The 18,588-nt window shown below is 68.0% G+C and carries 14 protein-coding genes, 1 tRNA gene and 1 other RNA gene; 9 read left to right on the top strand and 7 right to left on the bottom strand.

What is annotated here, in order from left to right; genetic code table 11:
- Window positions 1-255 precede the first annotated feature (255 nt).
- The 3 genes from purD to ffs all read right to left on the bottom strand — a co-directional run bounded on the left by purD (window position 256) and on the right by ffs (window position 3,988).
- Complete coding sequence (gene purD, locus ACZ6I1_RS24165) at window positions 256-1,509, bottom strand: phosphoribosylamine--glycine ligase (protein ID WP_469290387.1); 1,254 nt, start codon at window positions 1,507-1,509, stop codon at window positions 256-258.
- Window positions 1,510-1,570: 61 nt separating this feature from the next.
- The gene (locus ACZ6I1_RS24160; protein ID WP_469290386.1) at window positions 1,571-3,835 is read right to left on the bottom strand and encodes a DNA polymerase III subunit gamma and tau; all 2,265 of its coding nucleotides are present in this window, start codon (window positions 3,833-3,835) and stop codon (window positions 1,571-1,573) included.
- 54 nt (window positions 3,836-3,889) lie between these two features.
- An RNA gene (gene ffs, locus ACZ6I1_RS24155) (signal recognition particle sRNA small type) lies at window positions 3,890-3,988 on the bottom strand.
- Window positions 3,989-4,095: 107 nt separating this feature from the next.
- Here ffs and ACZ6I1_RS24150 point away from each other — a divergent pair.
- Window positions 4,096-4,183 (top strand) — tRNA-Ser (locus ACZ6I1_RS24150).
- An 88-nt stretch (window positions 4,184-4,271) separates the two neighbouring features.
- Here the strand turns inward: ACZ6I1_RS24150 and ACZ6I1_RS24145 are convergent.
- Window positions 4,272-5,597, bottom strand: a complete 1,326-nt coding sequence (locus ACZ6I1_RS24145; protein WP_469290466.1) for a competence protein CoiA family protein — start codon at window positions 5,595-5,597, stop codon at window positions 4,272-4,274.
- Between the two features lie 329 nt (window positions 5,598-5,926).
- On the opposite strand from ACZ6I1_RS24145, the gene ACZ6I1_RS24140 reads away from it, so the two are divergent.
- A complete protein-coding gene (locus ACZ6I1_RS24140) occupies window positions 5,927-7,426 on the top strand; it encodes a hypothetical protein (RefSeq protein WP_469290384.1) in 1,500 nt (499 codons plus the stop codon).
- Between the two features lie 67 nt (window positions 7,427-7,493).
- On the opposite strand, the gene ACZ6I1_RS24135 is transcribed toward ACZ6I1_RS24140, so the two are convergent.
- Both ACZ6I1_RS24135 and ACZ6I1_RS24130 read right to left on the bottom strand, forming a co-directional pair.
- Window positions 7,494-7,679 (bottom strand): hypothetical protein, encoded by a 186-nt coding sequence (locus ACZ6I1_RS24135; RefSeq protein WP_469290382.1) that lies wholly within the window; start codon window positions 7,677-7,679, stop codon window positions 7,494-7,496.
- Between the two features lie 89 nt (window positions 7,680-7,768).
- Window positions 7,769-8,389: a hypothetical protein gene (locus ACZ6I1_RS24130; protein WP_469290380.1), complete on the bottom strand. Its 621-nt coding sequence runs from the start codon at window positions 8,387-8,389 to the stop codon at window positions 7,769-7,771.
- Window positions 8,390-9,626: 1,237 nt separating this feature from the next.
- Here ACZ6I1_RS24130 and ACZ6I1_RS24125 point away from each other — a divergent pair.
- From ACZ6I1_RS24125 to ACZ6I1_RS24095, 7 genes are all read left to right on the top strand, one after another.
- Window positions 9,627-9,782: a hypothetical protein gene (locus ACZ6I1_RS24125; RefSeq protein ID WP_469290378.1), complete on the top strand. Its 156-nt coding sequence runs from the start codon at window positions 9,627-9,629 to the stop codon at window positions 9,780-9,782.
- A gap of 553 nt (window positions 9,783-10,335) precedes the next feature.
- Window positions 10,336-11,157 (top strand): glycosyltransferase family protein, encoded by an 822-nt coding sequence (locus ACZ6I1_RS24120; protein ID WP_469290376.1) that lies wholly within the window; start codon window positions 10,336-10,338, stop codon window positions 11,155-11,157.
- A 638-nt stretch (window positions 11,158-11,795) separates the two neighbouring features.
- On the top strand, window positions 11,796-11,972 hold the full coding sequence (locus tag ACZ6I1_RS24115) for a hypothetical protein (RefSeq protein ID WP_469290373.1): 177 nt from the start codon (window positions 11,796-11,798) through the stop codon (window positions 11,970-11,972).
- Between the two features lie 600 nt (window positions 11,973-12,572).
- Complete coding sequence (locus ACZ6I1_RS24110) at window positions 12,573-13,532, top strand: hypothetical protein (RefSeq protein WP_469290371.1); 960 nt, start codon at window positions 12,573-12,575, stop codon at window positions 13,530-13,532.
- Between the two features lie 1,548 nt (window positions 13,533-15,080).
- Window positions 15,081-16,070, top strand: a complete 990-nt coding sequence (locus ACZ6I1_RS24105; RefSeq protein WP_469290369.1) for a hypothetical protein — start codon at window positions 15,081-15,083, stop codon at window positions 16,068-16,070.
- Between the two features lie 21 nt (window positions 16,071-16,091).
- The gene (locus ACZ6I1_RS24100; RefSeq protein WP_469290367.1) at window positions 16,092-16,373 is read left to right on the top strand and encodes a WYL domain-containing protein; all 282 of its coding nucleotides are present in this window, start codon (window positions 16,092-16,094) and stop codon (window positions 16,371-16,373) included.
- Window positions 16,374-16,762: 389 nt separating this feature from the next.
- Window positions 16,763-17,662: a phosphorothioated DNA-binding restriction endonuclease gene (locus ACZ6I1_RS24095; RefSeq protein WP_469290365.1), complete on the top strand. Its 900-nt coding sequence runs from the start codon at window positions 16,763-16,765 to the stop codon at window positions 17,660-17,662.
- A gap of 19 nt (window positions 17,663-17,681) precedes the next feature.
- Here ACZ6I1_RS24095 and ACZ6I1_RS24090 read toward each other — a convergent pair whose 3' ends face one another.
- Complete coding sequence (locus ACZ6I1_RS24090; RefSeq protein ID WP_469290363.1) at window positions 17,682-18,494, bottom strand: VOC family protein; 813 nt, start codon at window positions 18,492-18,494, stop codon at window positions 17,682-17,684.
- Between the last annotated feature and the right edge of the window lie 94 nt (window positions 18,495-18,588).

Genomic DNA, 18,588 nt, shown 5'->3' with positions numbered 1-18,588 from the left:
ACCCGCCACTGACATCGCAATGCCGGTGGGCCAAGTGCCGGAATGAGTGCCGGAATGCTTGCGCCGCACCCTAGTTGGGGCACGCCCGGCCGTCAGGCAGACGGGGGGACGATCACCCGATGGAATGGCTTTGGGCAAAGGTGGGTGCGTTCGAACGCGGCCGGATGCAGTCGTCCGCCCCCGGGGACGGACGCGCCCGCGGGCCCGGGCGCACCTCGTGCGCACCGGGCCCGCGGGGGGTGGGTCTGCCGCAGCTCAGGGGCGTTCGGCCGCCTTGGCCGCAATATCCGTACGGTGCTGCGAGCCGTCGAGCCGGATGCGCGCGACCGCCTTATACGCCTTCTCCCGGGCCTGCGCCAGATCAGAACCGGTCGCCGTCACCGACAGCACGCGGCCGCCCGCGCTGACCACCGCGTCGCCCTCGCGCCGGGTCCCGGCGTGCAGCACGTACGCGTCGGGGCCGTCCTCGGCGGCCACGTCGCCCAGGCCCTCGATGACGTCGCCCGTGCGCGGGGTCTCCGGGTAGTTGTGCGAGGCGATGACCACCGTGACGGCCGCGTCCTCGCTCCAGCGGAGCGGGGGCTGGGCGTCCAGGGTGCCGTTGGCGGCGTTCAGCAGCACGCCCGCGAGGGGGGTGCGCAGCCGGGCCAGGACCACCTGGGTCTCCGGGTCGCCGAAGCGGGCGTTGAACTCGATGACCCGGGTACCGCGGCTCGTGATCGCCAGGCCGGCGTACAGCAGTCCGGAGAAGGGGGTTCCGCGGTGGCGGAGTTCGTCGACGGTCGGCTGGAGGACCAGCTCCATGACCTCGTCGACCAGCTTCGGGTCGGCCCAGGGCAGCGGGGAGTACGCGCCCATGCCGCCGGTGTTGGGGCCTTCGTCGCCGTCCAGCGCCCGCTTGAAGTCCTGGGCGGGCTGGAGCGGGACGACGGTGACGCCGTCGGTGATGGCGAAGAGGGAGACCTCGGGGCCGTCGAGGTACTCCTCGATGACCACGCGGTCGCAGCCGAGCGCGTGGGCGCGGGCCACCGCCAGGTCCTCGGTGACCACCACGCCCTTGCCGGCCGCGAGGCCGTCGTCCTTGACGACGTACGGGGCGCCGAAGGCGTCGAGGGCCTCGTCCACCTCCTCCGGCGTGGTGCACACGTAGCTGCGCGCGGTCGGAACCCCGGCCGCGGCCATCACGTCCTTGGCGAAGGCCTTGGAGCCCTCCAGCTGCGCCGCCTCGCCGGACGGGCCGAAGACGGGGATGCCGGCGGCGCGCACGGCGTCGGCGACTCCGGCGACCAGCGGGGCCTCCGGGCCGACGACGACCAGATCGGCGCCGAGTTCGGTGGCGAGAGCGGTGACGGCGTCGCCGTCGAGGGCGTCGACCGGGCGGAGCTCGGCCACCTCGGCGATGCCGGCGTTGCCGGGAGCGCAGTACAGCGCGGAGACGTCGGGGTCGAGGGACAGAGAGCGGCACAGGGCATGTTCGCGGGCGCCGCCGCCGATGACGAGGACCTTCACGCTGCTCAGCCTAGCCCGGACGGCGCAGCCGGCTTCGTGCGGCCACCCCAATCAGGCGGTGCTACTCATTCGTGTATTCCTCCACAACGGTGGCTCCGAGCTCGCGCACGATCAGGTCGTGTCCGGTCAGCGCGCTCTCGACGAGGTCGGGATCGTCCTCCTCCGGGACGTCGTCCTCGGGGGCGACGGGCGGGGGCGCCTGCTGCTGTACGGGGGGCTGCGCGGCCGGAGCCGAGTGCTGCGGCTGCTGTGAGTGCTGCTGTGACTGCTGGTACTGCGGGGCGCCTGCGGACGGAGCCTGAGCCTGCGGCGGGGGCGGCGGGCTGTAGGCCGGGGCGGGAGCGTGGGCTGCCGGGGCGCCGTACGAGGACGAGGACTGCACCGGGGCCGGTGATCCGCCGCCCACCACGGCCTCGATCTTCCAGTGGACCTGGAACTGCTCGGCCAGGACGGCCTTGAGCACGTCCTCGCTGCCGCTGCTCGCGAAGTTGTCGCGGGCTCCGGCGTTGGGGAAGCCGAGCTGGAGGGTGGTCCCGTCGAAGCCGGTGACCTGGGCGTTCTGGCTGAGCAGGATCCAGGTGAAGCGGCGGCGGTTCTTGACGGCCTCCAGGACGCCGGGCCACATCGCCTGGACCTGCCCGGCGCCGGCGGCCATGCCGGGGGACGGCGCGGAGGCCGCGGGCGCGGCGGGGACCTGGGGCTGGGCGGCGGCCGGGGCGGGGGCCGCGGGAGCGGGAGCCGGAACCCCCTGGCCGGGAGCGGCCGCGCTGGGCCAGGCACCGGGGGCGGCGGCCGCGGCCGCGGCCGCGGGCCGGGCGCCGGGGGCGCCGCTGCCGGGCTGCGCGGCTCCGGGCCACGCCCCGGGCGCGGGAGCCGCGGGGGCGGCGGGGGCGGTGGGCGGCACGGCGGTGGGCGGCACGGCCTGAACCGGCGCCTCCGGCTGCGCGGGAGCCCGTACCGGCTCGGGGGCGGCTGGCGCGGGGGAAGGCACCGGGGCGGGGGAAGGCACCGGGGCGGGGCCCGCGGCGGGCGCCTGTGCGGCGGCGCGCGCGGCGGCGGCGCCCCCGCCCGGACCGGCGGGGGCCATGGGGTGCGCCTCGGGCCCGGGTACGTAGCCCATGGCGGGCGGCACCGCGACCGCGGCGTGCCCGGCGGCGAAGGCGGCGGCCCCGCTGCGCTCGAGCCGGTCGAGCCGGGCCTGGAAGGACCGCTCGTCGTCGAAGGCGGCGGGCAGCAGCACGCGGGCGCAGATCAGCTCGAGCTGGAGCCGCGGCGAGGTCGCGCCCCGCATCTCGGTGAGGCCGGTGTTGACGAGGTCGGCGGCGCGGGACAGCTCGGCGGCCCCGAACACGGACGCCTGGGCCTGCATCCGCTCCACGACGTCGGCGGGGGCGTCGATCAGCCCCTTCTCCCCGGCGTCGGGCACGGCGGCCAGGATGACCAGGTCGCGCAGCCGCTCGAGCAGGTCGGCGACGAAGCGCCGGGGATCGTTCCCGCCCTCCACCACCCGGTCGACGACCTCGAAGGCGGCGGCCCCGTCCCCGGCGGCGAAGGCGTCGATGACGGAGTCGAGCAGGGAACCCTCGGTGTACCCGAGCAGCGAGGTCGCCATGGCATACGTCACACCGGCGTCGGCGGCGCCCGCCAGCAGCTGGTCCATGACGGACATCGAGTCACGCACGGATCCCGCGCCGGCGCGCACGACGAGCGGCAGCACGCCGTCCTCGACCTTGGCGCCCTCGCGGCCGCAGACCTCGCCCAGGTAGTCGCGCAGCGTCCCGGGCGGAACCAGCCGGAAGGGGTAGTGGTGCGTCCGGGACCGGATCGTCCCGATGACCTTCTCGGGCTCGGTGGTCGCGAAGATGAACTTGAGGTGCTCCGGCGGCTCCTCGACGACCTTCAGCAGGGCGTTGAAGCCCGCCGAGGTGACCATGTGGGCCTCGTCGATGATGTAGATCTTGTACCGGCTGGACGCGGGCCCGAAGAAGGCCTTTTCGCGCAGGTCACGGGCATCGTCCACACCACCGTGCGAGGCGGCGTCGATCTCGATGACGTCGATGGACCCCGGGCCGTTCCTGGCCAGGTCACGGCAGGACTGGCACCCCCCGCACGGGGTCGGAGTGGGACCCTGCTCACAGTTCAGGCAGCGGGCGAGGATGCGCGCGCTGGTCGTCTTTCCACAGCCCCGCGGCCCGCTGAACAGGTACGCGTGGTTGACCCGGTTGTTCCGCAGCGCCTGCATCAGCGGGACAGTGACATGCTCCTGTCCGATGACCTCGGCGAACGTCTCGGGGCGATAGCGGCGGTACAGCGCAAGGGACGACACGTCTACGAGGTTATCCGGGCCCACCGACAACGGCGGCCCACAAGGCCCCCCGGAACGCAAAGCGCCCCCCACGCACCCGCCAGAGCCCACTTACCCTTGCTGCCTTCCGGCCCTGGGGGAGTTGGGTGAGATAGCGCCACGTGAGGGGCTGAGCCCACCCTAGCGGATGGACGCCCCCGGAATCGAGCCCGGCCCCCCGCCCGCCCTCCGGGAACGATCACGTTCGCGAGCACCCCTCAACGTCTTGTATTGTTTGCGGCGGAGGATTCGCCTAGTGGCCTAGGGCGCACGCTTGGAAAGCGTGTTGGGGGCAACCCCTCACGAGTTCGAATCTCGTATCCTCCGCCACGGCTGACCAGCCGAAACGAAGGTCCCGACCGCCCTGCGGCCGGGACCTTCGTCGTTCTGTGGTTGCAGTGTTGGTTCAGTTCCCGATCTACGCCCCTCGCTGGCTCGGGATGGCCGCAGCCCGGCAAGCGTCACAGGCCATCGCCGCGTTGCGCCCGTACCGGCGCATCAGCTGCCCGCAGCCGATGCACGGACCGACCTCCCACGGAGGACATCCCAGGGTGGCTGCCGCCGCGGCCCGCTCCACCTGCGTGATCCACGTCGCACGTCGCTTCCGCTGGGCCGGCATGCGGGCGAGGGTGAAGCCGCCCGTGGGCTGCCCAAGGTCCCTGACCGGCCTGGCGTCGCTCCGAAACCAGCCCTCCTCGCCCGCTCGGCAGGAGCGGTCGATCTCCTGCTCGGAGAAGGTGATCTCGTCGTCAGCCTCTGGCTCCTGCACCTTGGGCAGGGGATCCCACTGACCGGTCAGCTCCCGCCAGGTTCGACACTCGGTACGGGGAACCCACATGTGCCGGCCGGCCCGACCGCCGCCACGGCTCGGCACGAAGACCGGCACACTGTCGCCGGTGGCGCTGGTCAGGATCAGGTCCTCGATCCGGACGGGAGGCTTGGGCGGGTCGCACAGCGCCGGGAGAAACCACTCGGCGTGGATCGCGCCGCAATGGCCCGCGCCGCCGCTGTCGGGGCAGTGGAGCGCGCTGCTCGTCAGGCAGCGCCAGACCTGTAGGTGCCGGTACCCGCCGCGGATGACCATCTCGCTGCCGTCGACGATCTCCCGCCAGGACATGTCGTCGACCCTGGCCCAGGGTGCTCGGTCGATCAGGGCCGCCGTGTCGTCCTTGGCGACCCACAGCGGTGTGATGTCGTGCTCCATGGCGTTGACCGACCGCCGGTGGACGCTGCTGGGGCTGAGCGGGGAGTACTGGATCTCCCAGCCGATCTGGATGCCGGAGGGCCCGGTGACCATGGCGTCGGTGACGCCGCGCCGGTTGAGCATGCCCACCTCAGCATCGGCGGTCAGCCCGTACGCCTCGGCTGTCTCGACGATCCGCTCCTTGGTGGCCTTGTGCTGATCGCTCTCGGCCGGCGTCGGCTTGTGCGTGATCGGCAGGTGAGCAGCCACCAGCGGCGAGCGGCCACCGACGCGAGCCCGCCGGATGAACATCCACGGGGACTTCCCACCCGCCTCGGACGCGCACGGCTTGCCTCGGTGGTGCGCGAGGCACTCCAACATCTGCGGGTTCCGCTCCGAGACGCTGGTCATGATCTCTTCGAGCAGACCGGGGTAGCCACGGACCCCCAGGTCTGGCCGCGTCAGGTTGATCTCAATGTCGTATCCGGTATGCCACACGCCATTGGCCATCCATCCACGATAGGAACGTCCGCTGACACGCAACAGAGCGCGGTGCAGCATCACTTCGACAAGGTCGCTTTCAGCCGACCTTGTCTCCGCCGCCGGCCCGCCCCTGCGCTGCGGCGCAGAGGGTGCCCTTCGGGACCCCTTCTCGCCCGACTCGAGCTCCGCCGCAGGTGGGCGACCATCAGGGCCTCGGCCTTCTCCCGGGTGGTCGCGTTCAAAACGGAAATGATCGGTTATACGCCGCCCGCGCGCTGAGCAGGCGGCGCACCGACCAAGTACATGCTCTGGCCAGAAGCCGTCCCGTTCCGGGGCTCTTGGCGAGAAACCTCCCGCGCACACCGTCAAGTGCGTCACCATCCGAACCATGAACTACGGAGCAACGCGTGGGTAAGCGCGAACGCCGGCGCAAGCGGGAACAGGCGAAGAGGAAGGGCCAAGCCCAGCCGCAGCCGACTACCCCGCAGCCGATCATCGTGGAGTACCCGGAGGAAGCCCCCCGCATCCGCGTCGTGATCAAGCACGGCGCGCCGGACGATGCACAGAAGGTCAGCCTCCTCTACTGGGAGATCAAGAACGACGGCAGCTGGGCTCGGACCGTCAGCAGTATCGGAGTCTCCAGCAACATCGGCGTGGTGGCGACGACGTACTCTCACGCCGTCCTGCTCGGCTGCCCGTGCGCGAACTGCTCCGAACCGATCAGCGTCACCAACAGATCCTGGGCCAACAAGGTCGGCGGCAAGTACCTCGACGACGAGGCCCCTACCCACCTCTGCTGGGACTGCTCGGCGGTTCAGAAACGCCAGGAGACGGAGCGGCAGCAACGCCTCGCTGAAGAGAAGCGGGCCGAGCAGGAACGCGAGAAGCAGAAGGCCGAAGGACTCAAGCGCCTGATTGCCGATGCCATCGAGGACGAGGAGGGAAAGTCCGAGACCATCAGCCGCCTCCCAGAGGACAACGCCCCAGCCTTGGCCCTCTACGTGGCGCTGGTCAGCTACGCGGCACACAACCCCGGCAAGTCACTGCCCAGCATCACGAGTATCGGTTCCACGGGCTGGACGGGTGACACCGCGCAGGACCGGGAGCTCCTCCTCGTGCTCTACTACGCAAACCTGCTCGCCATCTCCCAAGAAACCCCCGCACAGGCTTTCAGCCTCTCCAAGGACGGCGATGACATCACGTTCGTCGCCAAGGAGGTGGCTTGGCGTCTTATCGGCGGTGTCCCGATCGCACAGGAGCGCGTCCGGGAGATCACGTACAGCTTGCAGACCGAGCCTGGGCCCCGAGGATTGGAGGCACGTAAGGCGGTCGCCGCGCTCGTGGAGCAGATCGAAGTCACCAACGTCGCTACGTACCTGAATGGGCTGCTCACGAAGAAGTACAGCTACCCCGAAGTGCCCGAGGCCCGGCGCGAAGAACTCACCGACGTCATCCGCAAGGGGTTCAGCCACGGCTACACCCCGGGGCAGATGATCTGTTTTGCGTGGCGGGCAGCTGACTCGGCCGCAGCCTGGAAGGAGCGCAACGCCCGGATGGGGCCACCGGAGGCCGCTTCAGCCTCTGTGACGAGCCTCAACGGGAAGATCGACAAGGCGATCGAGCTCCACCATTCCATCCCGGAGTACGAGGCGCCTCGCTGGCACACAGCACCCCTCGCGCTCGGCAGCCTCCGACGGCTGCATGCAGATATTCAGTGGGTCTACAACCGCGAGGTCATTGACGCCTGCACCCACTGCGATCACCAAGGCCTCAAGGACACCGTTCACCCCGAAACCGGAAGAGGGGCTGTGTGGCGCTGCACGCACCCCGTCGAGATTCCGGCCCAACAGCAGGTGGAAGAAGAGCCGAACTGGTGGGATGACGCCCCTGAGCCAGCCGATACATGAACCACCCAGCCGGTCTCCGAAGGTCATCGGGGACCGGCTGGCAAAGGTCATCAGCTACCGAAGGCGATCAGCGACGCCACCGGTCCCAGAGCCACCCGATGGCCGTGACCGTCACGAAGCCGAGCACCTGCTGCGCCTCGTTGCCGATGCCTGCGGTGTAGCCCGCCGCGTAGCCGACGGCGACCGCGGCCACGAACATCTCGAACCTGGGCGGCCGCTCGCTTCCGAGCAGGGGGACACGCATACTGAACATGGTTCTTCTCCTCATCAGATGGGTTGGACCATCCGCCGGACCCCGGAGATCTGTGGAAGGTGACACGGGATCCGGCGGAAGCATGTGGACTAGCTGTCGTCGCCACCGTCCTCGGTAACTGGCAACTCCTCGTACAGCTCGGAGCTCACGAGCTCACCGAGCCTCGCCGCCATTTCACGACGCTGTTGCTCGGACAGGCCTCTGAAGGCACGCCATGCGAGTTCGGCGGGGGAGCTGGGTCGGCGACCCATGGCGATCCAGGCCAGGATGAGCGACCTCTCCTCCTGGGAGAGATCCTTAAGGCGCTCCCAGACCGCCTCCGGGTCCTGAGGGCGATGGACCCTGATTGCGTCCGCGAGCCGGTACTCCTGGACCCGTTCGACCGATGCCGAATGGCGAGGAGCCAACGCGCGGCGTTCACGCAAGGTGCGAGCACGCGCGCCCGGTTCCCATACGGGATCTCCAGCCTGGACGAAACGGGCCTCGTGAGAGGTGAGGCGCGGATCATCACGGTTGGTCGCGATAACCCAGCCATAATCCCGCAGCTCTCGAACCCGGCGGTCGATCTGCGAGACGTCGGGGAATGCCGCCCGCAGTTGCTCCTTGGTATAGACGTTCCCCTCCCCCACCTCGGTAGCGAGCCACAAGGCGGTGCGCACCTTGGTCGCCATCTTCTGGTCGGTCCAGTCCGGCAGTTGAGACTCCGTCACGCAGCCTCACCCCCTTCGTCCGCTGCACTCTCAGTAAAGCACACCCGGCGGACTTCGGCGCCGTTTTCCGGCGCAGTCCGGCGCGTGATCGGACGAGAACGCATTGGGCCCCGACCAGACAGGCCGGGGCCCCCTCCATAGGAAGCAGCTACCCCTCGTCGGTGTCGCCGTATCTTCCCGGGTTTCGGGCTCGGTCCACGGCCTGAGCACACGCGTCAGCGAAGGCCGCCTCCCCGGCCGCCTTGTCCGTGCCTCGCACCTGTGCCTCGCGAAGCGGAGGCCGTTGTGGCCGGCCAGCTCGCCGAAGAGGAAGGCGGTGCGGGCCTGGATCTCGGCGGCGTCATAGCGGCCGAGGTCGAAGCTGGCGTTCGCAGTACGCCGCCCAGCGCGCCGGCACCGACGTACAGGTCGCGGTGTACTGCGGTGGCTGGCGCCCTTCGAGGAGTTCGAAGGCGTGGTCGCGCAGGGCGCGTACCTTCGAAACAACGGACCTGAGGGGCGGTTGGGGTACGAATCGACATCCGGCGGATGGCAGCTTCCCGCTGCTCCAGCGTGTGCGGTCCCACGTTGCTGCTCTCTGCCCTGGCGGCAAACTGCGCCGACTCGTTGGGCGCCGCCGTCGCCACGTCCCCAAGGCCGTATTCGAACAGTTCCACTGCAAGGTGTTGCTGCGCCGCGGGTGGCACGGCACGGACTCGTGCCCGGACGGCACGGGTCCGAGAAGCCGTGCCGCTGGGATCCCGGGGAACATGAACTCCAGGATCCGGCGAGCGACGGTCTGCGGGGTGCGGACCTCGCCGTGCGCGTAGAAGAACTGACGCTTCTCGATCGTCACGTTCGAGATCGAGGGCGGGCCCTCCAGCTCGGCTAACTGCTTGGCCGCCTGCTCGTACCGCCTCTTCAAGACCTGGTAGTCCTGCCAGCCCCGCTGGTTGATCAGGGTCTGAAAGAGGGTCGGTCCTGTGCGTTCCACAGCGGCTCCCTCGCGCCGGCCTCTGCCTCCGGCGACCACGCTATGCACCAACCCCGCCTGTGCGCGGAGGTGTTGTCGAGAAATCTCGCGCGGGCCGCGAATAGACATCGGTTGGGCACGGAAGGGCCGCGTTAGACAGCGCTTGGGGACTCGTTCAGGCGGGTTGGACGGAGAACACTGCGGCTTCGCCCCGGCAGGCCGGTAACCGCACGGGGTCGCAGCCTCGCCCCTTGCTCCACAGCCTGGCGCTCAGGAGGCCCGCTCGTGACAGCGCAACGCCAGCTCGGCTTTCCCGACATCGGTCCGGCGATCACCAGCCCGGTGGCGTCGCCCACTTCCGCGACTGCCTCCGTCACCGGGGACGTCGAGGCCGCCCTCAGCCTCGCCGACCACCTCCCGTCCGGGCCGGTCGCCGTATAGCTGCGGGAGCAGCTCCGCGGGCACTCCGGACCTTGGCGGTGCCCGCCGAGCGGTACGCGGATTTCTGCTGCCAGAGAGCCGTGAGAAGGACATCGCAGCCAGCACCGTGCGGTTCGCTCGCAAGGTCGCCGGCGGCTGCGGGAGCGACCCCGCCATAGCGCTGCGCCTGCTGGCCAAGTCGGTGGCACACCTCGCACGCAACACCGACCTCCTGCGGTCCGCCTGAGCCGCTTCCGGTATCGGCCTGCATGGGGGCGCCGGTACCGGGAGCACTTCATCTGCCCGCCCGGCGCCGGGCCCCGTCGAACCCTCCCCTAGAGGCACCTCCGTGTACGCGATCGGCATGTGCGTCGATGCCCGCTACCTGATACCCGCCCTGGTCACGCTCAGGTCGGTCGCCGACCATCTGCCGGTGGCCGACCGCCGCGATAGCCCGGTGCGGGCTGACCGACGGCCTGTCCCGGGGGCAGGCCGCCGTGATGGAGTCCTTCCCTGCCACTGCGGGTTCGGCTCTTTCGACCTGTGCTGGCAGGCCCCGCCGCCCGAGAGCGTCATGGCGGACACCGCCTCCATCTCCATCGCCACCTACCTGAGGTTCGGGTTCACCCCCGAATTCCTCGACCGCCCCTTCCTGATCTACGTGCGCGGCGACGTCTCAGCGTCTCTGAACGGGCTGCCGGAGGATCGGATCGGCGCTGTGCAGGACGAGTTCAACCCGGCCGTCAGCCAGTGCCCGGCCCTGCCCGGCCTCGCCGAGCGGTGGCCGCAGCTGGTGGGGCGGCCCTACTTCAACGCCTGGATGGTGTTGGCCCCCACGCCGAAGCTCGCTCCCATGCGGACCGCGGTCCAGCGAGCGCTGGTCGGCGGGCGGCAGTACATCAAGCTCAACGACCAGTGCGCCCCGAACCTGTGGCTGCTGTCCTCGAGGACCGCGCACCCGGTCGGGCCGGTGTTCAACCGGTTCGAGGTGGACCGGTTTCTCGAGCCGGGGGACTGGGTTCGCCGGTTCCTCCGGCACCCGGTCACCCGTCGGGACGGGCACGTGGTGCACTTCGTCGGGGCCACAAGCCGTGGAGGCGCTCGTGCCCCGGCACGGAGGACGTGCGTGCCTATCGGCGGCAGATGCGCCGCACGCTGCGGCACCTGGCCGGGGCAGGAGACGGGCGGCACGGTCCTGGCGGTGGAGCGGGCCTGCGCGGAGCTGGCCGGGTCGCCTCCGGCCGAGACGGTCCGGGTCCGCAACGGGCCAGTCAAGCTGCTCGCGGCCGGCATCTCACACGGCGCGGCCGATGAGGCCCGCCTCCTGGCCGCCGTCGCAGACGCCGGGCGGGTACGGGTGCCAGCCGTGATCGGGCACGGGCGGTTCCTGGCCTGACGCTCTCCGCTCTGGTCACCGCCGACGCCGGAACGAGCAGCCTGGACGACGCCATCCGGGCCGGGCAGATGGCACGTCCGGCAGCTCTTCTGCGGCTCGCTCTGCTGATGGCCGCTTCCACGACATCAAGGCCCCGGCCGGGGTCCCCCTGGCGCCGGGCATCGGCTAGCAGGTCAGCGCCCTGGCCGCCCACTGCCCCAAACAGGTCCTCGTCCGGCTCGCGCCCGCGCTGGAGGTTCATTGCAGCCGGGGCCTGCCTGGAACGGCTGGTGTGGTACCACGGCGACCTCCACCTGGACAACGTGATCCGCGGAGGCGACCGATCCTCACCGCGGCCGAGCGCGGCCAGCCTCACCTTCCTGAGTGCCTCGTGGACTTCGAAGGCCGCGACCGTGGAGGTCCCCGGGTACAACCTCGCACAGACCCTCGTGACGTGCGACGCCCTGGAGCCGTCCGACCTCGTGTTCATGGCCGCCGCTTACGGACGCCCCATCGACACGCGCCTCCTGGACGCCTACGTGGCTTGCCGGGCCGCATGCGGCTGGGACCTACGCCGCCCACCGGGAAGGCCGCAACCGCGACGCCTGGGCGGCCCGCCTTCACCAAGCCCTGACTCCCCAACCAGGAAGGACCGTGCTGTGACCGATCCCGCCCTGTCGGTGGTCACCCCCGCCTACAACGAGGCCGAGTACCTCCCCCGCTACCTGCCCACCGTCTTCGCGTCCCTGCGCGCCCGGACCGATGTCGTACACCGCGAACGCGGATCGAGCAGCGTCACGCCGGTGACCCAGAACAGGCCGTGCTGGAGCGGATGAGACACATCTGCCAGCCTGAAGACCGCGGTCGGCGAAGGCTTGGTACAGCTCGCTGCTGAACGGAGGAAAGGCGGGCCCCTCGCACAGCCGCTCGGCCGCCAAGCCAACCAGAAAGATGTTGAGCATGGGCTCGGGGTGAGCCATGACGATGTGAGGCAAGTGCTGACGCCCAGGTCGCGGCATGCCTGGATATGCACCTCAAACGCCCGGCACCTCGGCTTGAGTGGAGAGTTCAGCACCCGTTAGGTCGGTGGGTTCCGCGTCTCTAGTCGTCGTCAGGCGCTGCTGGCGCAGGTCATCAGCTGCAAACACGGACACGCACTCACAGGCAGAGGGAACGGGGCAGGCGAGCCAGCTTCATGCAGACGAGAGTTGGGAGACAAACACCCCCCTCCTAGAACTCAAACTATGGAGCAATAATAGTCAAAGAATGTCAACATCGATCTAAATTGACAATTAACTGGTCACTCATGCCCGCAATACAACAATCAGACGCAACTCGAAGAACCATCCCATAGCATCTCTAGCGAGTGACCGAGACGCGCAGCCGCGCCACCCTCGACCTCAAGGCATCGACACAAAGCGAGGAGAGGGCAGCACGTGATCGAAGAAGACAGTGAGAATCCCCGAACATACACCGAGCTCACTGAAGTGACGCCGGACAAGTGTTCGATCTGGATGGAAAAAAGGACATGTAACCGCGTCCCCTTGAAGCGGTCCAATGTAGACAAGTTTAAGAGCATTCTGCGAAATCGACAGTTTCGCACTACCCACCAAGGCTTCGCCCTGGACTGGCATGGCTGTCTCATCGACGGGCAGCACCGAGCCGCCGCCATCATCGAGACCGGCCTTACAGTGACCGCACAGGTCACGTACAACCTCAGCCCGGACACCTTTGCTGCAATTGACGGTGGTCGCGTCCGTGCAGCCGGCGACTTCGTCGCACAGATCACTGAGATGAGGCAGAGTAACTCCAACGTCTATGCAGCCGCTCTTAAGATCCTCGCAAACCGCGCTGCGGGGCTGCACTGGATGAGGTGGACCAGCGGACGGCTGACTGCCGAACAAGTACAGGATTTGGTCCCAAGGTGGCCAGTCGACGAGGAGCGCATCGTCCGCCTGGTCAGCAAGGGAAAGCAATGCCACTCCAGCGCAACAGGATTGATCGTCGCACGCACGATCATTACAGAAGTGTGGCCCGAGAGTATTGCCGACCTATTCTTTGACGGCATCGGCGAGACCAGCCGGGAATTTGTCGGGCGAGACCCTCGATCCCTGTACACGAATACGATGATCAATGTGAACCGCGGTGTCGTGAGTAGGGACAGTGTTCAGCAGTCAGCTCAGGCTATCAAAGCGTTCAACGCACTCGTATCGGGTGACTCTATTGGCACCTTGAAAAAAATGAAGGTGGCTGGCGTAAAGATCATCAAGGATCGGAGAACCGGCACGGAGGTTCAGCAGGAATACCCTCCGGACCGTTATCCCGAAGTCATTCAGCCGGCCATCAACATCAGTGACAAGTGGCTTGGGAATGACGGCACAAGGCCGATCGAGTGAAGGGGCGGGTCACGGCTCCCGCCGGAACAAGCACAACTAGTCTTGAGGGACAAGGCGCCGAGCCCACCAGCTTGGGCAGCAAGCGCGAGTACACGTCCCTCGATGCCGCGGCGACCCGCATGACGTCAGTAGCCCTGCCTGTGCTGGTGATACAAAGCCGTCGGCGGCCCTGGGCTCCTGGCAGCCGAGGTACATGGAGTGTCAAGGTGCGGCGTCTTCACCGTCGGCCCCTTGGTAGGTCCCGGAGTTTGGTCGGGCTCTGGTAGGGCGCTCGGAACTGGTCACGGACAGCCTGCGTTCGGCTCGCGCAACCCTGCGATTCCGGCAAGCAACGGGATGACGGGCTTGAGGCAGCCTCGTCGCACTGCCGGGGGCGCGTGGCGGGAACACCACTCGCCCGGTAGCGGTTTCGGTTGCGTTCATCCTGGTTCGGCACGGTCCACAAGCAACCGAGCGAACCGCATCGCCACAGGTCGGGGCGTTCGCGACCATCTCTGAACAGCCAGACGAACATTTGAAAAGCGTGTTGGAGGCAACCCCTCCCGAGTTCGAATCTCGTATCCTCTGCCAGTGCCTCACCGGGCACTTGAAGGCCCCGACCGGGAAACCGGCCGGGGCCTTCTGCGTTTCGTGGTCTCAGTTCCAGTCTCAATTATTTCGACATAGCCGGGTGACTCACAACATTCCGGCCTCGATGGCCTACCCCTCGTGCTCCCAAGGATTCAGCAGGAGTGCGCCTGACCTCGCCAGATGCTTGATGTTGCGGCTCACCGGCGTCCAGTCGGTCGCCAGCGCAGTGGCGGGGATCAGCGCATCGGGTGGATCCATGCTGGTCCCGGCACTCTAGAGCCCTGGGTGAAGAGCGAGGCAGGCGAGTGCCTCCCGCTCTCCGACCCGAGCAATAGAACACTCGCCGTCCGCCGCACCGTCGTAGGACCGCTGCCCGAACTCCGACCCTCGAACGGGGCCGCCCCCGTAGCCGCTCAAGGAATCCGTCGCTGCCAAGCGCCGCCCAGTAGTGAAGCATGTTAGGCAAGGCATCGATGTCGGTGTCGGCCAGCTCGGCATGGAAGTGCCCGAGCTTGCTCGGGCAGACACTCCCGGTTCTCCCGGACCGTCCGAAGAGGATGAGGCCCCTCGGGTCTGCGCGGCAGAAGCGGTAGGTTCGGGGAAGTGCGCTGTGGTCCACGGGCACATGCCTCAAGACCCCCTAGGCCGGGCGGCCCGGGAGAGGCGCGAAAACGACCCATCCGTGACTGAGCGCCCGCAGCGGTTGAAGCAGCCGTGCGCATAGCGGGGCCGCCTCCGGTTTCGTTGTACCGCCAGGTCCTTTAGCCCGAGGTCGACATGGTCACTCCGACCAAGGACCTCACTCTGTCGCAGGCAGAGCGACACCTGTCGAGTGCCACCACCCATACCTCTTATATTGCCGCGCCGCCAAACATTGTTCACTCGATGAGGCTAGATTCCAGGAAAATCCCCCGAAGCGCAACCTGCCACCCCTCACGATTTCTCTTGAGCCTGATCTAGCGGCGCGAGAGGAAAAACATGCGCGATGTCTTCACTCTCATCAATGAACGAGTTCAGCGTGATTGCGAGGGGGAACCCGTCTGTGCACATGTCGGCGATGTTCAAGCGTGCGCATTGAGGAGCCACCCCACATATCAAGTGTTGCGCGAGCAAATTCGACTTGGTCGAACGAAGTCCGTAGCAAGCCTACGCCTCTGGGAATCTGTGGGCACTTTGGCGAAGGAAAGCAGCAAACGCGAAGGAGAGAAATGGCTAATGATCCTACTGGATCTACTGACTCCCTATTTCGGAGGATGGTCGAAGGAGTTTGCGCGAAAATGGCATTACGAGGTTTCTGACATCAGGTCTGCGATGATAGAAGGAGCCCTGGAGGCATGGTTTTCGGCGGCAGGTGACATGCCATCTAAGAAACTCCTGGATACCATGAAGACTCGTGCGTTCACCGGCGCCCGCGGTCTGGTGGAGGCTGGAAGCTCGGAAACCTGTGCGGCAAGTGCGGAGTATCTGATTGCCGATGCTGTGCGCGAGGAGGATTCCACACTGCGCGCATCGTCAATCATTGACGCCCGCACAGTGCAGGACCCGGACGCCGATGAGAGAATTCGCGGCGAGCGCACGGGAGCCCTACTGCAACGAATGGGCGCCATGAGCCACGTCAAGATTCTCCATGCCAAACTCCGCAGCGGTTGTCGCGATGAGGCAGATGCTCCCGCCATTACCCCCGCACAGATGGGGCGATCCTGGGTGGACGGGAAGAATCTTTACTATCGATTTTCCGATCTCTTGCCGCAACACATCAGTTTCAGCGAGGCGGCCAATATTGTTGGTCTTTCAGAATCGCAAGCATCAAAGATGGCCGCGAAGGGCTCCCTCTCCTTCAGGGTGCTCTGGATTGGCAATAGCCGAGTCGTGTCGGTCAAGTCACTTATGCGCATCTTGGGGATTCAGGATTCCATCGTGCATCCCGACGATGTGGAGAACGGAGCCTCCCATGTTGGGGAAGGATAGAAAATCGATGGCGCGAGGCATATGTCGCACAGCCATGTCCGTCAGCTCGCCCAAGCCATCGACGCCAGCACCGCCATCACTGTCGAGTACGTCGCACCCTCGTGCATTCTCACCGTACGCGCCCTGCGCAGCCTGGAACTCGACCCGCCCTACCTGGAAGCCTGGTGCCACCTACGTGAAGCCAAACGCGTCTTCACGCTCTCCCGAATCCACCGCGTCATGCCCAGGCCGGTCAGGCGCCCAACGTCAGCGCTGCAGCCACACCGCACTGACAGCATGATCGAGGCCGCTGCACCGCGCTGAGGCACGTCGGCTTCTAGGCTGACGTCGTCGTCCGCCACGGTAGCCACCGTACGGGGGTCCCTGAGCTGGTCAGGGACCCGGGGCCGGTCTCAATTCCGGTCTCGTTCATACCGGTCCAGGGCCATCCGGCGAACCCTCTGGGCCAGGTCCCGACCCAGGTCAGGACGGTTTCAACCCCGGCCGTACAGCCATCCGAACCTTTGGAAAGCGTGCTGGTGGAACCCCTCACGAGTTCGAACCTCGTATCCTCCGCCAGTGCCTCACCGGGCACTTGAAGGCCCCGACCGGGAAACCGGCCGGGGCCTTCTGCGTGCCGCAGCTCTCGTCTCATGCGGCCGGACGTTTTACGGAGGAACCGGCACGGCGGGCCACCGCTACGATCGCCGATCATGGACTGGCTCGAGCGCGCCGCGAAGCTGAGGCAATGGACCGGGAACGGGGTGCGGGCTCCGCACAAGCCACTGCTGCTCCTGTACGCCCTCGGCCGGTTCCAGGGGGATGCCGACGGCGCATTGCGGTACAGCGCGGTGGAGGAAGATCTGAAGCGGCTGCTGAGCGAGTACGGGCCGGCCAACAGGACGACACCCGCCTACCCCTTCCACCACCTGGTCAGCGACGGGGTGTGGGAAGTGCGTACCGATCGCGGACCCGGCAGCCCCGGCAGCGGTGTGCTGGAACTCCGCGCGACGGGCGCGGCGGGTCGGCTGGCACCGGAACTGCGGGCAGCTCTGCGCCGTGAGCCGTCGCTGCTCGGGCGAATGGCCCGGATGCTGCTCGATCGGCACTTCCCGCCGTCGCTCCACGGCGAGCTGTGCGAGGCCGTGGGCCTGGAGCTGGAGCCGGAGCCGGCGGGCTCCGAACCGCTGACGGCCGGGCGGCGGCAGCGGGACCGGCGGATGCGGGAGCTGGTTCTGACCGCCTACGAGTACCGGTGCGCCTTCTGCGGCTACGACGGCAGGATCGGCACGGTGCCCGTCGGGCTGGAGGCCGCGCACGTGCGCTGGTGGGCGTTCGACGGCCCGGACGACGTGGACAACGGCCTGTGCCTGTGCGCACTGCATCACAAGCTGTTCGACAGGGGCGTCCTCGGTGTGGGCGAGGGCCACCGCATCCTGGTCTCACAGCGCTTCGTCGGGCATAGCCCGACAGCCCGCGAGCACGTGACAGCGCTGGCGGGCCGCCCGCTGATCGGCCCCCAGCCGGGGACGAGCCCGATAGCGGCGGCCCACCGGTCCTGGCACACCCGCCAGGTCTTCCACGGCACGCCGCGCCCCGCCTCCGTACCGTGATGCCCGGACCTCGTGCGGTTCAGCCGAACTTCGGCATTTCGCCGACCGTCGTCGACATGTCGATCACCGCGAAGGCCGCGCCCTGCTGGTCCGTCACCGCCGCGAAGCGGCCGAAGGGGCTGTCCATCGGGCCGAAGTGCAGCTTCCCGCCGTGCTTCTTCGTCTTCTCGACCGCCTCGTCGCAGTTCGGGACGCCGAAGTAGACCTGGATGTACGAGGGGATCTGCGGCGGGAACTCGTCGCCCATCTTCATCCGGCCCAGCACCGGGTTCTCGGGGCCGCCGACGCTGAAGACCTTGAAGTCCATGTCGGCCGTCTCCGGGTCGTGACCCCCCTCCATCTTCTGGGTGCTGTACGGGAAGACCTTCGGCAGGAAGGCGTCGGCCTTGTCGGGCTCGCGGGTGAAGACCTCCGCCCAGGCGTACGCGCCGGCCTCGCCCATCTTCTCGAAGCCCTTGTGGTCACCGGGCTGCCAGACGCCGAAGACCGCGCCGCTCGGCTCCTTCGCGATCAGCATCGAGCCGAAGCTGCCCACCTGCATGGGCCCCATCAGCACCTCTCCGCCGTTCGAGGTGACCTTCTCGGCCGTGGCCGACACGTCGGGCGAGTGGAGGTACAGACACCACTGCGACGGGGCGTCCGCCCCGGGCATCGGCGGCACCACGGCCGCGACGGCCTTCCCGCCGGAGTAGGCCTGCGTGTAGTTGCCGTACTCGCTGCTGGCCTCGCCGAAGGTCCAGCCCAGCACGTCTCCGTAGAAGGTCTTGGCGGCCTCCACGTCGGCGAACATCGCGTCCACCCAGCACGGTGCGCCTTCGGTGAACTCACCCATGGTCGATCGACTCCTCGGACTCGGACTCGTAGCTGTCGTCGTTCCCACGCTAGGCGCGCGGTGTGCCGACCGCGCGGGGAGCGCGCCCGCGCGG

It is taken from the genome of Streptomyces sp. NPDC046303, from assembly GCF_055588085.1.
This window is presented reverse-complemented; position numbering and strand designations above follow the sequence as displayed.